Origin of the sequence: Clostridium sp. KNHs216, from assembly GCF_006714885.1 — a bacterium.
Lineage (GTDB): Bacteria > Bacillota > Clostridia > Oscillospirales > Acutalibacteraceae > Caproiciproducens.
The window spans coordinates 1,496,419-1,509,576 of record NZ_VFMF01000001.1 but is presented as its reverse complement, the minus strand read 5'-3'; the positions used below and the strand labels follow the sequence as shown (position 1 = coordinate 1,509,576).

Annotated in this window: 13 protein-coding genes; 8 read left to right on the top strand and 5 right to left on the bottom strand. The window is 46.1% G+C overall.

Annotation, left to right across the window (positions count from 1 at the left end):
• Window positions 1-3: 3 nt before the first annotated feature.
• The 4 genes from LY85_RS07365 to LY85_RS07350 all read left to right on the top strand — a co-directional run bounded on the left by LY85_RS07365 (window position 4) and on the right by LY85_RS07350 (window position 3,209).
• Window positions 4-1,020: a hypothetical protein gene (locus LY85_RS07365; RefSeq protein ID WP_141826107.1), complete on the top strand. Its 1,017-nt coding sequence runs from the start codon at window positions 4-6 to the stop codon at window positions 1,018-1,020.
• A gap of 40 nt (window positions 1,021-1,060) precedes the next feature.
• A complete protein-coding gene (locus LY85_RS07360) occupies window positions 1,061-1,918 on the top strand; it encodes an ABC transporter permease (protein ID WP_141826106.1) in 858 nt (285 codons plus the stop codon).
• A gap of 34 nt (window positions 1,919-1,952) precedes the next feature.
• Window positions 1,953-2,723, top strand: a complete 771-nt coding sequence (locus tag LY85_RS07355) for an ABC transporter ATP-binding protein (RefSeq protein ID WP_038325574.1) — start codon at window positions 1,953-1,955, stop codon at window positions 2,721-2,723.
• A gap of 147 nt (window positions 2,724-2,870) precedes the next feature.
• On the top strand, window positions 2,871-3,209 hold the full coding sequence (locus tag LY85_RS07350) for a hypothetical protein (protein WP_185741147.1): 339 nt from the start codon (window positions 2,871-2,873) through the stop codon (window positions 3,207-3,209).
• A gap of 337 nt (window positions 3,210-3,546) precedes the next feature.
• Here the strand turns inward: LY85_RS07350 and LY85_RS07345 are convergent, their stop codons facing one another.
• The 5 genes from LY85_RS07345 to LY85_RS07325 are packed head-to-tail and all read right to left on the bottom strand — an operon-like array spanning window position 3,547 to window position 8,576.
• Window positions 3,547-4,329, bottom strand: coding sequence for a DeoR/GlpR family DNA-binding transcription regulator (locus LY85_RS07345; RefSeq protein WP_141826105.1), 783 nt, complete (start codon window positions 4,327-4,329; stop codon window positions 3,547-3,549).
• Between the two features lie 49 nt (window positions 4,330-4,378).
• Complete coding sequence (locus LY85_RS07340) at window positions 4,379-5,359, bottom strand: PHP domain-containing protein (protein ID WP_141826104.1); 981 nt, start codon at window positions 5,357-5,359, stop codon at window positions 4,379-4,381.
• Between the two features lie 43 nt (window positions 5,360-5,402).
• A complete protein-coding gene (locus LY85_RS07335) occupies window positions 5,403-6,224 on the bottom strand; it encodes a carbohydrate ABC transporter permease (RefSeq protein ID WP_207705550.1) in 822 nt (273 codons plus the stop codon).
• Between the two features lie 10 nt (window positions 6,225-6,234).
• Window positions 6,235-7,116 (bottom strand): sugar ABC transporter permease, encoded by an 882-nt coding sequence (locus LY85_RS07330; protein ID WP_038325566.1) that lies wholly within the window; start codon window positions 7,114-7,116, stop codon window positions 6,235-6,237.
• Window positions 7,117-7,172: 56 nt separating this feature from the next.
• Window positions 7,173-8,576, bottom strand: a complete 1,404-nt coding sequence (locus LY85_RS07325) for an ABC transporter substrate-binding protein (RefSeq protein WP_141826102.1) — start codon at window positions 8,574-8,576, stop codon at window positions 7,173-7,175.
• A 1,130-nt stretch (window positions 8,577-9,706) separates the two neighbouring features.
• On the opposite strand from LY85_RS07325, the gene LY85_RS07315 reads away from it, so the two are divergent.
• From LY85_RS07315 to LY85_RS07300, 4 genes are all read left to right on the top strand, one after another.
• Window positions 9,707-10,036 carry a hypothetical protein gene (locus LY85_RS07315; RefSeq protein ID WP_141826101.1) on the top strand — a complete coding sequence of 110 codons (330 nt, stop codon included), beginning with the start codon at window positions 9,707-9,709 and terminating at the stop codon, window positions 10,034-10,036.
• A gap of 326 nt (window positions 10,037-10,362) precedes the next feature.
• Entirely contained in the window at window positions 10,363-11,856 is a 1,494-nt protein-coding gene (locus LY85_RS07310) for an AAA family ATPase (RefSeq protein WP_141826100.1), read from the top strand.
• 150 nt (window positions 11,857-12,006) lie between these two features.
• The gene (locus tag LY85_RS07305) at window positions 12,007-12,645 is read left to right on the top strand and encodes an HNH endonuclease (RefSeq protein WP_141826099.1); all 639 of its coding nucleotides are present in this window, start codon (window positions 12,007-12,009) and stop codon (window positions 12,643-12,645) included.
• Complete coding sequence (locus tag LY85_RS07300) at window positions 12,614-13,012, top strand: DUF2500 domain-containing protein (RefSeq protein ID WP_141826098.1); 399 nt, start codon at window positions 12,614-12,616, stop codon at window positions 13,010-13,012. The genes LY85_RS07305 and LY85_RS07300 overlap by 32 nt, the downstream gene beginning before the upstream one ends.
• Window positions 13,013-13,158 lie beyond the last annotated feature (146 nt).

The window sequence follows — 13,158 nt, the reverse complement described above, 5'->3', positions numbered from 1 at the left end:
GCCATGTCTATTCAGGAATTTCGTTATACGATCTGCCCGGTGGGAAATGCCAGTTTCCTTTCGGCCAACCGTGAAGAGTTTTTGCAGACGGCATTTAAGAAACGCGGTGTAAAACCTACGCTGCTGCAAAGCCTGCCACGTGACCAGTGGCATGTTCATTTCGATTATCAGGACCCGGCCCTGTTCCGGGAAGGTGGAAATATTCCACCCATCTGGGCCAAATCCAACGGCGCGGATGTTGTTCTGATCGGCTTAGCCTTTTTACCGCACCGTGAATTTATCCTGGTTCGGAACGATTCCGGGGTGGATTTTGTCGAGCAGCTCCGTGGCCTGCGCCTCGGCGTGCCGGTGAACGCGGATGCGATCATTGATTTTTACCGGGCGACTGTAGAGCATGGCTTTGAAACGGCTCTTTCGGCGCGTGGGGTCGCCGCTGCGGAGGCGGAGTTTGTGCATCTCTCCGCCAACGTGTCCTTTTCCTCCGGCAGGCCGGACCATAAGAACAGTCTGGGACAGGTGGAGGCCGACGCTCTGGAAGCCGGTACAGTGGACGCGATTTACGCGGGCGGTGTCTTTGCTCAACGCTTGCTGGCAACCGGAAAATTCAAGCCGGTCTATGAGCTTAGCGCAGACCCGGCGCTGGTACTGCCAATTAACAATTCTTACCCGAATGCGTTGACAGTCAGCCGTCAGTTGGCTGAGGAGGCGCCGGAAATTGTGGTGGAGTATGTGAAGCAGGCCCTTCTTGCGGCAAAATGGGCACAGAGCAACTACCCCGCGGTGCTGGAGCTCTTTACCCGCCAGCTGCATGGCACCCCCGGCGAGGTGACGACATCCCTGCCCCTCAACTTCCATAAGGATCTTGCACCAAACCTGTCCGAGCAGGCCCTTCTTGCTCTGGAAGGACAGAAGCGGTTCCTGTACGATCATGGGTATCTGACGAAGGACTTCGACCTTGCCAAATGGGCTGATGACAGGTTTCTGAAAGCTGCTCTCGCGGAAATAGAACAGAATGCCTGACGACGAAAGTGTATCTGCAAAAGAGGAAGGTGGGACGCTTATGACGAACATTATTTCAACCATTTTCGGATTGAGCAGGCAGGCAACAGATAAACCACACAAACGGGGAACCGTCGTCTCTCCGTTTGTCAGCCGTATAAAAATTTATGCGAATCTGATGATCGTACCGCTGCTGCTCCTGGCCGTATGGCAGATTCTCTCCGGTACGGGCCTTCTGCTTGAGGTAGTCCTGCCTTCCCCATGGAAGGTGCTGATGGGGCTGAGATCCATTATTCTGGATGGGACGCTTGGAATCGATCTCCGCGACAGTGGCATCCGTGTGCTGGTGGGTTACTTCTGGGGAGTGCTGATCGGCCTGTCGCTGGGGCTTGCCAGCGGACTGTCCAAGTTTGTAGAGCGTCTGGTCGGCCCCGTAGTGGATGTACTGCGGCAAATCCCGCTTTATGCATGGATCCCGCTGATCATTCTATGGTTCGGTATAGGGGAAATGTCCAAATATGTGATCATCGCCAAGTCGGTCTTCATCCCTGTCTTTGTCAACACACTGCAGGGAATCCGAGGCGTTTCAAAGGATTATATTGAAGTATCTCAGGTGTTGGAACTGCGTTATTTCAAGCTTCTCTCAAAGGTAGTGCTGCCGTCCGCGCTGCCTTCCATTTTTACCGGGCTGCGCCTTGGAGCAGGCTTCGCGTGGATGGCCGTTGTCGCAGCTGAAATGTTAGGCGGGCTGACGGGGATCGGCTACGGTCTGTTGCAGGCGAAGGATTTCCTGCAGTCCGACAAGCTGATCGCGCTGATGCTGGTGATCGGTCTGGTCGGCTTTTTGGTGGATCGTGTGCTAAAGGTGGCTGAATCGTCCGTGCTGCACTGGAGAAAGGGTTTTAGCGGTGAAAAATAATAAAGGTCCGGATGGGGGAAAAGCATGTCGGCCGATGACAGTCGACAATTCCGCGGAACTGACGGTCAGCAGGGTCTCAAAAACTTTTTCTTCCAAATCCGGCGATGTAAAGGCAATCAATAACGTATCCCTGAACATTTACAAAGGGGAATTCGTATCTCTGATCGGGCCAAGCGGTTGCGGAAAGACGACGCTGCTGCGTCTGATCTCCGGTCTGGAACAGGACTACGAAGGGGAAATTGTGCTGGAAGGCCGCAGAATTGAAAAGCCCGGTCTGGACCGCGGGATGATCTTTCAGGAGCATCGGCTTCTTCCTTGGCTTACAGTGGGCGCCAATGTCGCATTGGGACTGCCGGGATCGAAATCCCACAACAAAGAACGCGTGCAGTTTTATCTGGAAAGGGTGGGCCTGGCGGACTTTATTGACGCCTATCCCGCACAGCTCTCCGGAGGCATGTCTCAGCGGGCAGCTATTGCCCGGGCACTGATCTGCCAGCCCAAAGTCATGCTGCTGGACGAACCGTTCGGCGCGTTGGACGCTCTGACGCGGGTGCATATGCAAGAGGAGATTGAGAAAATCTGGCTGGCGGAAAAAACGACGATGATTCTGGTGACGCACGACATCGAGGAAGCAATCTTTCTCGGCGACCGCGTCGTAGTCATGAGCACAAGGCCAGCGGAGATCGATACGATCGTTCCGGTGAGTTTGCCGCGGACCAGAGATCGCAGCAGTCCGGAATTTGTCGAGCTTCGTAAGAACGTTGTGAACATTTTCCATGAGATGATTGGGACCTATTCGATCTGAGGCGTCCGCAGGTACTGGACAGGGAACATACAGAAATTATTGAAAACCTGCAAGCAACTCATAACCCGAAGGTCGTAGATTCGGATCCTGCCTTCAAAAAACACCTGAAATCTTTGTGTTTTGTTCCCGGTCTTTACAAACGGAACGATGTTTGATCAGAACTATCTGGAACTGCTGGATCGGAAACGGAATTTAATCCCGATTGTAAGCATTGAGGGAAATCGCGAGACAACGGATGCCCGACGCGGGGCCGGGATTTATCAACGACTGCATTCCGCGCTGCAGGAACTACATAACAGGCAGCTGTTATTCGGAGCTTCCGTCACCGTGACAAAACAGAACCTGATGGAGGTTTTATCGGATTCTTTTATCGACGAATTGAGCGTCAGAGGCTGCAAAGCAATTATTTATGTGGAATATGTTCCTGTAGATCATCGGACCGCTGATTTGGCTGTGTGGATCCGTCATGAAGATTTCATTAAATAGGTTTGCAGTGATATGAAAAGTAATCGCCACCAAAATATTGCGTCCCGTTTTGTAATACAGCCAATTCATTAGGATCACAAAGGGGATAATGCTGACCGCATAGTTTACGGTAAACAGCCAACCCGACGCAACCAAATTGCTTTGATAATAATCTTTGATAAAGCTAAGCGGAATGTGCTATGTGATCCAGATGATTCCGAATATCAAAGCACAGACAAAACAAGGGCACGGGAATCTCCCATGCCCTTTGCGTCGATAGGACCTAATTTAAAGTGGTTGCTGCAGTCCGCGTGCAATTCATTGGACAGTCGGTACTACTGCTCTTTTCTGGGTTATCTTATTCGGCGCAGATCCATTCTATTCCCATCTGCGCAAGCACCGGCGCCCACTCCGCGGGAGCGGGCACGTCGCAGATGATCTTGTCCACAGCGGAAAGATCACCGATTTTATAATGGTTCCGGCATCCTATTTTAGAATGGTCGGCGAGTACGATGTTCTGCCCCGCATGATGCAGGATCTTCCTTGTGAGCGTACATTCATACAGGTCATAGGAAGTCAGGCCGCCCTCCAGAGAAAATCCGGCGACGGAAATAAAAGCCTTGTCCGCATACAGATTTTCTATAAAATCTTCGGCAAGCGTCCCGGAAACTGTCATCTGACGTGAATTGATATCACCGCCGATAAAGATAATCCGGCCGGAAAAAGTGTCGCTGTTTTTATATTGAATCAGTTCCTTCAACGCGGCGAAAGAGGATGTGACCACAACAAGGTTTTTCCGGTGCAGAATATGCTGCGCCATTTGCAGCGTGGTGGTTCCAACGTCTATCACGATCAGCTCATCGTTGCAAACAAGACTTGCAGCGGATTCCCCGATCCTCTTTTTCGCGTCGATATTATGGATCGTCCGGTCGGCATAGGGCATCTCATCTCCGCCTGAGATCTTGATAGCACCTCCATACACACGCTTGATCCGCTTCTCCTTTTCCAGCTCCTCCAGATATCGTCTTATGGTCTCCGGCGTTACCTGCAATTCCTCCGAAAGCAGAGTAACCTTTACTTTTCCCATGCTGTCCAACATGCTGAGAATATAGGCTTTGCGGTCTTCACCCTCCAATGACACTGCTCTTTCCTCCCGTTATGATCGTTTATGCATGTATGAAAGAATCTTATCATAGAAATACCGGATTTGTCCATGCTTTACGGCCCTCTATGTCCACGATTTCTGCGCGTACATATTGCTCGTTTCCCAAAAGTTTATGGGTGCAATGCGTCAGAAAGGATCCTTTTTCTGCACGGTATGTCCGGCCGAACCGATTGTCTGTCAGAAAGCGGATCTCTTTCACCTTCGAGCAGCAAATCCCCACGTTCCCTCCGTCAAAATAGAAATTTTCTATCACAGGGCCGCAGGAAGAATAATAGTCGCCGCTCTCAAGTGCCCCGATGATGGCATCATATGTCAGAGAGGCAGCCCTGACCATAAGATACCCTCCACAGGCGTCACCTGGCTCGTGCGTATCGTCACAGGCCATACCGAATGCGCGGACACCGTGGTCCAGCACCGAATCCCAGTGAATGGAGGATTCTTCCCAGGGACTGCTGGCGTGGTTGTAGACTTCCATGGCGGTATGGCCATGGAGGGAAAGCAGAGTTTGTGTATCCAGCTTCGACCATGTCGGATGGGCCACGACGGAAAGACAATCTTTTTCTGCAGCATAATCGATCATATTCTGGATTCCCGTCAGCCGGCAGCTTTCTGCCTCCCAAAACACACTGCTTTCCCGCCGGGAGACGGCAATCACGTGCGGGCTGCACAGCGCATCAATCTTTTGGCAAAGGGAAGGTCTTGCTTTTTTGAATTCAAATTCACCCTTCTGGTATGCCTCCATGGTTTCCATCAATTCACGATCGCTTCTGTCAAACCCCGGCGTAAGCTCGATGCCCGCAAGCATTAAAAACCGCTCGTCGGAGAACTGCGGATAGGCTTGAAACACATTATGATCGGTGATTGCAAGAAAATGATAGCCGGCTTTCCGATACAGTGCGGCAATCTGTTGTGCAGTGGCCTTTCCGTCCGAAAGGACCGTATGTGTGTGCAGGTTTCCTTTGTACCAATTGCCGCGTTTGGAGAACGCGGGAATCTCAATGTTCATCTTTTGATTAACCTTCCATGATGTAAATTTGTTTTCGCCCGGGTTATCCCTTCACAGCCCCGGCGGTAAGGCCCTCGACGATTTTTTTGTTGCACAGCAGAAACAGAACGATGGGCGGGACAAGTGACGCTACGATCCCCGCTGCGCAAAGTCCATAAGACTGTGAGTCTGAAAAGTTCAGCATGCTTATGCCAACCTGGATGGTCCGGTTTTCGGTGCTGTTCGTTACCAGAAGCGGCCACAGATACATATTCCATGAGCCGACGAATTCTATCATCGCAAGAGAAGCAGCCGAGGACTGTGCCACCGGCAGCGCGATGTGCCAAAAAAAGCGCATAGAGCCGCAGCCGTCGATCACAGCAACCTCCCGAAGCTCTTTCGGGATGGAAATAAAACGCTGACGCATGACGAAAACGCCGATCGCCGAGGCCAGGTTGGGCAGCAGTATCGCGGCCATGGTATCCAGCAGCCCCATTTTTGTAATTGTGGAAAAATTCCCAACGATGATTGATTCCGTGGGCACCATATAGGCGAACAGAATCACAAAAAACAGTACCTTTTTTCCCTTAAACTCAAAAAAGGCAAAAGCATAGGCGGCAAGGCTGTCCAGAAGGACTTTGCTTGCGGTGGATATGGTCGCCAGAAACACGGAGTTCGCTAGAAAGCGGAACAGGGGAATCGTTTGAAGAAGCTCCCGGTAGTTGTCTGTATTCAAGCTACCTGGAAACAGCCTGGGCGGGTAACTGAATATCTCGCCCGGCGTCATCAGCGACAGCGAAACACAATAAACCAGCGGAATAACCATTAGAAACCCGAAAATCAGTTTCAACAGGAAGGGGATGGCCCCTGTCCTCTGTATAGACATACGCTTCATATCAAGAATCGTACACCACCCTTTTTTCCAGCCGGAATTGCAGTAGGGTCACCACCAGCAAGATCAGGAACAGGAAGATGGACTGGACGCAGGCGACGGCATATCGGTCATTCACAAAGGCGTTATTGTAGATGGAATAGACCAAAACATTGGTGGACTGCTCCGGTCCGCCGCGGGTAAGGATCATGATCTGCGTGAAGGTCTGTGCAAAGGACGCTATATTCATGATAAATGTCAGAAAGAGGGTAGGCGAGATCATCGGAAGCGTAATTCTGAAGAATTTCTGAAACGGTCCTGCGCCGTCCATGTCTGCGGCCTGAGAAATGCTTCCGGGAACATTTCTTAGGCCGGTCAGGAAAAATATATAATTGATTCCCACACTCAGCCACACGGTCAGCGCCGCAACGGCGAACAGCGCGAACTGCTTGTCCGTAAACCAGTTCTGCTTCTGGCCGAAAATGAAGTTGACAAAGCCGGTGGAGGGACTGAGCATCAGCTTCCAGATCATGGCGCCGGAGGCGGACGCGATTACCACCGGCATGGAAAAGAGCATCTCGAAAACGCTGCTGCCCCGTTTCTTTTTTTCCGTCAGCAGTGCCAGCGCAAGTCCGAGCGCAATGGATGGGATTGCCGTGAGCAGTACAAACTTGCCCGTCACGACACAGGAATTGAGAAACTCCTTGGAAAAGAGGACGGTCCGGTAATTCTCAATTCCCACGAACCGCACCGCATCCCCCATTGCGTTTGTTTTGGAAAGGCTGAGGAAAAGCGTATGGAACAGCGGCCAGTAAACAAAAAGTCCGACCAACATCAAACACGGAACCAGATAAAAATAGGGTTCTATTCTTTTAAAAACGGCCGAGGCGGTATCCGGGCGTTTCATGGTATCCTCTCCTTCCAAATCCCCTGCACCATGGGGTTTTGCCCGTGGCTTGGTCCTTAATCGAGGGGATTATTTTCATTATATTCCGCGATGGTTTTGTTTGCTTGGCCGGCCACATTCTTGATTCCTTCCTCGGGTGTCCACTCCCCGGAGAGCACCTTGTTGATCACATCTTCATACTGTTGGGTAAGCTCGGGGAAAGTGCCGATCAGGACGCCTTGATTCTGGGGGCTCGATTTGTGAAGCTGGTCGATTGCGGCTTTGAACTGGGGCTTCTCCGAAAGGAGCTGTTTCATCTCCGGCAGATCATAGGATTTCGTGGTGACGGGGAAATAGCCCGTCTGACCGCACCAGTAGGCTTGTTGCTCCGGGGAAGCCATAAACTTTATGAATTCAAACGCGGCTTTCTGCCTGTCGAAATCCTTGGTGTCCATCATCCATAGCGCCGCTCCGCCAACGGATATGCCGCCCTTGTCGCCTGCGCTGATGGACGGCATGGGTCCTGTGCCGAGCTCAAATGTGCTACCGATCGTAGTGAGCACCGTGTAAAGACCTGCGGAAGAAGACAGCATCATCGCCGACTGACCGGAAGCAAAACGTCCGAAAATATCATTGATGGTCTTTGCCGAACTCGCTGTGCCGGATTTCTGTACCTCGAGCAGCTTCTGAAGTATTTTCAGACCGCCGCCATTCTGGTCGTAGGCCACGGCGGTCGACCTCTGACTTCTGCCATTGTCGTTGTTGGCAAAGGGCAGACCCTGCAGGCACATCCACTCCGAGAACAGCCATTCATTGATATCGCTATTGTTGATTTCGCAGCCGGAAACCTGCAGATTCCCCTTAGAGCCTTTTTTGGCGATTTTCTTTCCGTATGCTATCAATTCATCCATGGTCTTGGGAGGATTCTCGGGGTCGAGGCCCGCGGCTCGGAAGAGGTCTTTATTGTAGTATAAAATGGGGGTGGAATTGTTGAAGGGCATAGAGTACAGCTTGCCGCCGAGGCTGTAAAAAGCCAGAATGTTCGGTTCCAGGGTGGAAAGATCGTATTTTTCCGCGTCGATGAGATTCTGAAGAGGTAAGACACTTTTGTTTTCCATCATGAACCGCGTGCTCTCGTCTCCCAACTGGACAACATCAGGGAGCTGGCCGCCCTTGATAGAGTTTTTGAGCTTGTTCATTGCATCTGTATAACTGCCTTCATACTTGGCGTCCACATGGATATCGGATTGAGAGCTGTTGAAATCGTTGATCATTTTCTGGAGGGCTTTTTCGCCCAGCCCGCCCATGGAATACCAAAAGGTGACATTGGTCACAGCCTGTTTGCCGGCCGCCGACGTCGCGTTGTTGGGGGAAGACGATGCCTGGCCGCCTGAAGAAGACGGCGTGCAGCCGGAGAACGTTCCGGACAGCATGGTGATGCACAGCAGCAGAATTCCCAACGAAAATATTTTTTCTTTCATGTTGGATTTCCTCCTTACAGTCCTCTGCACAAGCAGAGATTTTTCGTTAATCAATCGTATGCGACATGATATACAGTATAAGGAGTGTTTGTTTTGTTTGTATTATAGCTAAGTAAAATATTTGTTTTAGTTTATTGTGTTTGTTTTTAACTTGTTTTATCTGGTTGCATGTATTGATGGGCCCATCAATACTGGACTCGTCCTCTGCATTCCGTACCTTTACAAACGCAATTTTAAATCTGCTTTGATCTTCATAAACCAGACCGGCCCATAATAAACTTGACTCGGAATTATCTGCAACCAAACAAAAGACACTGTCCTTTTACTAAGACAGCGTCTTTCTTTTTTAGGGCATAGAAAATGGTGGTATCTTTTGATAAATAATTGATAAACCATAAGGCTTTAGTCCTGTGGTTTCCTGTTTTTGGAAGAGCATGGCGGGTCCGGACCGCTGACCTCTATATTGCCAGTGTAGAGAACTCCCAGCTGGGCTAATACCTTTTTGTTTGGAACCCATCGTTCATGTGGGCTCACGGATTTTTCAGTGAGCTTTGTTTGTTAATGAGTACAGATGCTTGTTCATGCTCCAGCCGATATAATAACTCTATGAAACTCTACTGTCCATACGGTTTTGGAATTTTGCTTAATTGGATTATTCTTATGGTTAATGGGGGAGGCATAATGAATGCATTTGTTGATTGATTATACATAAATATAGTAAAATATGATAATACATTGAAAATTATGCTAATAAAAGCTATAATTAGTTTGTAAAATTAGAAATATACTTTATCTTGCAAATTTCTTGAGTGAAGTTTGATGATTATAATGAGAAGATGGAACCACTACACAGTTTAGCAATAATAGGAAGTTGAAAATTTGAATTTTGAAAACTATGAATCATTTGTTTTCGGAATGGCGCTTAATCTCCCAAAATGGATTAGTCTGGAGTAAGTGAGATCTCATCCGAATGGTGATAGTGCAATACTCTGCTAGCGTAGAAGTATTAGAACTTGCCGGAAGACCATTCGGCAATCCGAATGATGTCGAAACAGTAGAAAATAGCCTATAAACATAATCACAAGAGTTGTTGTCTAACTCGATTTTTATAAAAAGTGAGGTAATAGAAAATGAAAAATCCAATTGAAAACCTTGGTGATTATAATAAAGTAAGAGAAGCCTTACAAGCGGCAGGAGGTAATCTGGAGACTCTTTATAAGAGTGTTGGCGATACTGCGGTTTCCAAGGCTGCCCCAAAACTACTATTCAAAGGTGGTATGATTGGTGCAGGCTTATTATATTTTGCTTACGTTGGACATAAAGCGATTTGCTTTATGAAAGATAGAAGACAGAAAATAGAAAATGAACCAGAATTAAAGAAGAAATTTGTTGAGACATTCGAAGCGGAGGCATCGGAAAGCGATAATGAAGAACTCAATGATGGTGACGGTTTATTCTAATTTATTATCGTGATGGTGAGTTGATATGTATACCTAGTAAGCACAATTAAGCACAATGTGTTGTTTTTTCCTTATTTTGAGCTTTTCAGTTTGTTGCTTTTCAGAGAGAAGTAAATTATAAGACTTTAAAAAATATTTATCCCAAAACAAATAAATCGAATCTTTAAAGAATGACTATAAGCAAATAAGTTTTATGATTATAACACAGCTATCAGATCTGCCATTTGGTGATTAACGTATATGTTAATTTGTATGGATATAGTAAACTTTTCAGTAATAATTGTAATTTTTTTTAAAAACTAAGATAGATTGGCAGTGAACTACTTATGCAGAAAATAACAATTGATCACACTAAAAGCATCCGCCATCTCGAGTTTACTCTTCCCGAGCATCATGGTGTGTATTTATTAGTTGGTGCTAATGGAGCAGGAAAGACCACTCTTTTGGTGTGTTTAGATAGGATTTGTAACCCAAATGGTTTTGCAAGAGGTTTTAGTGCTTCTAGAAGTTTTGGAGCAGTTGATCAATATAGCGAAGCAAGTATCAAGTATGAATCCGACAATCCAGCAATGTGCCTCTTGTTTCGAAAAAAAAGCAAACGTTGGGCTGTATCACCAAAGGGAGAAAGTGGTCTGCTGTCAACTTTCGGTTTTTCTACTAGTGTCTTCATTAGAGCAGATTCAAACCGGATAAGCATCTCAGATGATGAAATTAGAGTAGGAACATTTGAACCAGCAGACACAGGAATTAAACAAGAATTAAATACACTTTTTGAAACGGCAAAGTATAATAAGCTAATACGACTGAGAAACTCTAATGGTCGTGGGCACCCTGCTACATATTTTTATGTAATTCAAGAAGGACAAGGAAAATACTATTCTGAAAAACGTTTTAGCACAGGCGAGTTAGCATTGCTGAGACTGGTTGAAAGGCTGTCCGCTGTTGAAGACAATGCTATGGTTCTTTTAGATGAGGCAGAGATGTCTCTTCATCCAAGAATTCAAAAAAGGTTGCTTGATTATCTTAAACATATATCGGAAGAAAAGAACCTTACTGTTTTTATTTCGACACATTCTGTAACCATGATTAAGGCTACTAATAAAAATAATATATTATTGCTTGAAAGAAGGCAAAGTGGTCAAGGACAATTTGTTGTTACAAATCCTTGCTATCCCGCCAAAGCAATTGGTAACGTTGACTTTATGGATAACATTATATATGATGCAGTTTTCTTTGTTGAAGATGATATGGCTCGGTTGCTTTTGAAAAAAATGCTAAAAGTTTGTTGTGAAGCAGATAGGCGATTTATAACCATTACAAACTGTATTGTTCCTGTTGGAGGATACGAGCAAACCGCACAGCTCGCGATAAATACAAAGGCACAACTTTTAGGGAGTTCTTACGTATGTGCTGTCTGGGATGCAGACGTTTTTTTAGAAACAATTCCAAGAAGTGAAAGAATACGCAGTTTGTATGAAGCTAATCGAGCTATGATTTTTGATTTAGGCTGCACTCCCGAAGTTTGGATGATCGAAAAATTAGAAAGTATGAATGAAGAAATCATCAATGCATTGCGTGAGAGATTCCATTATGAAGTTGACACAGTAATTCATTCGGATGAATATGTATCTTGCAACTCATCCAAACCTCGAAAACTTGCAAAGCAAAAAATGGACGTTGTAATTACACAGTTTTCGGCTTCCAGTGGTGATTCAACTGAAATAGTACTTGATGCTTTTGCGCAAACTATTATTGACAAAGCATATACCACTCAAAGAATACGCAGTATTGTAGCTCCCATGCTAGCTAATCTGAGATGAATGCGCTTCATAAATCCGCTATTTAAAAATGCTTACACGAGCAAACTGCCCATTCTGTTTATAATGGACAAACCCATAACAGCAATTAGACAAAGTTCGAATGATGACATATATCCTTAGTTATATAAATCATCTATAAGGAGTGCACTTATGCGTTGCCTTTTTTGTAAGCAGGATAGTTCCAATTCAAAGAGCGTTGAGCATATTATTCCAGAATCTCTAGGAAACACGACTTCCATTTTGCCTAAAGGTGTTATCTGTGATAAATGTAACAACTACTTTGCACGAAAGGTTGAGCAGCCTTTTATGGAATCTATTGATATTTTAACATTAAGATTCCGGGAAGCTATCCCGGACAAAAGGGGCCTTGTCCCACCGATAAATGGCTTTTCCTACGGAGGTATCCCCGTGAAAGTTTATAATCCATTCCCAGGAATACCTTTCTTTGCGCGCAAAGAGAAAATCATTGCTATCGACGCTGAACCTACTGATATCACAAAAATACTGAAACAGGGTAGAATTATCACACCTGCTTTTGTAGATGATATGATACCACTGAATATTGATACTTATTCTTTATATAGCCTGCCATATCAGTCTATTGCTATTTATCAATCATCGATCAACACTATAAAATCATTATTGTTTCATTTGAACTTCTCACCGTGTTTTCTTAATTCCGATGTGTGTATAAGCGGAAATAAAGAGAAACCAACACAAATTTCAGATTGTTTATTTAACTGGAGGAATAGAAATTATGGGGTTTTCACCTTTTGGTGGGTTTGGTGACATAATGTTTACCATAGTGCCTGTGTTCGTAATTATTGGGTTTATATTCGTATTTGGCACAATTATTGCGCATTTGATTAAGAGTGCAAAACAATGGAAAAGAAATAATGAATCCCCCATTCTTACAGTTGATGCGACTATGGTAACAAAACGGACAGACGTGCATCACTATCATCATAATACAGGCACAGACATGCAGCATGTATCATCATCGACTACATATTACGCTACATTTCAAGTAACCAGTGGTGACCGTTTGGAATTTAAAATTCATGACATTGAATATGGAATGCTTGTGGAAAATGATATGGGAAGGTTGACATTTCAAGGTACACGCTATTTGGGATTTGAGCGCAACAGAAGCTAAACAGTCGAAGCACGGCGTTGTATGAGCACAATGTTTATCAACTACTATGGAGGAAAGAATGATTGACAATAATATCTGTCCCTATTGTGGGAACGTTATGAAGTTGGGCTATTTGGGCGGTGTTCGTTATCAACTCGAATGGATTC

Bases quoted from the DNA above. Each gene is read 5' to 3' on its own strand.
- LY85_RS07365 (WP_141826107.1), top strand. From the start codon at position 4: ATGTCTATTCAGGAATTTCGTTATACGATCTGCCCGGTGGGAAATGCC.
- LY85_RS07360 (WP_141826106.1), top strand. From the start codon at position 1,061: ATGACGAACATTATTTCAACCATTTTCGGATTGAGCAGGCAGGCAACA.
- LY85_RS07355 (WP_038325574.1), top strand. From the start codon at position 1,953: ATGACAGTCGACAATTCCGCGGAACTGACGGTCAGCAGGGTCTCAAAA.
- LY85_RS07350 (WP_185741147.1), top strand. From the start codon at position 2,871: ATGTTTGATCAGAACTATCTGGAACTGCTGGATCGGAAACGGAATTTA.
- LY85_RS07340 (WP_141826104.1), bottom strand. From the start codon at position 5,359: ATGAACATTGAGATTCCCGCGTTCTCCAAACGCGGCAATTGGTACAAA.
- LY85_RS07335 (WP_207705550.1), bottom strand. From the start codon at position 6,224: ATGTCTATACAGAGGACAGGGGCCATCCCCTTCCTGTTGAAACTGATT.
- LY85_RS07330 (WP_038325566.1), bottom strand. From the start codon at position 7,116: ATGAAACGCCCGGATACCGCCTCGGCCGTTTTTAAAAGAATAGAACCC.
- LY85_RS07325 (WP_141826102.1), bottom strand. From the start codon at position 8,576: ATGAAAGAAAAAATATTTTCGTTGGGAATTCTGCTGCTGTGCATCACC.
- LY85_RS07315 (WP_141826101.1), top strand. From the start codon at position 9,707: ATGAAAAATCCAATTGAAAACCTTGGTGATTATAATAAAGTAAGAGAA.
- LY85_RS07310 (WP_141826100.1), top strand. From the start codon at position 10,363: ATGCAGAAAATAACAATTGATCACACTAAAAGCATCCGCCATCTCGAG.
- LY85_RS07305 (WP_141826099.1), top strand. From the start codon at position 12,007: ATGCGTTGCCTTTTTTGTAAGCAGGATAGTTCCAATTCAAAGAGCGTT.
- LY85_RS07300 (WP_141826098.1), top strand. From the start codon at position 12,614: ATGGGGTTTTCACCTTTTGGTGGGTTTGGTGACATAATGTTTACCATA.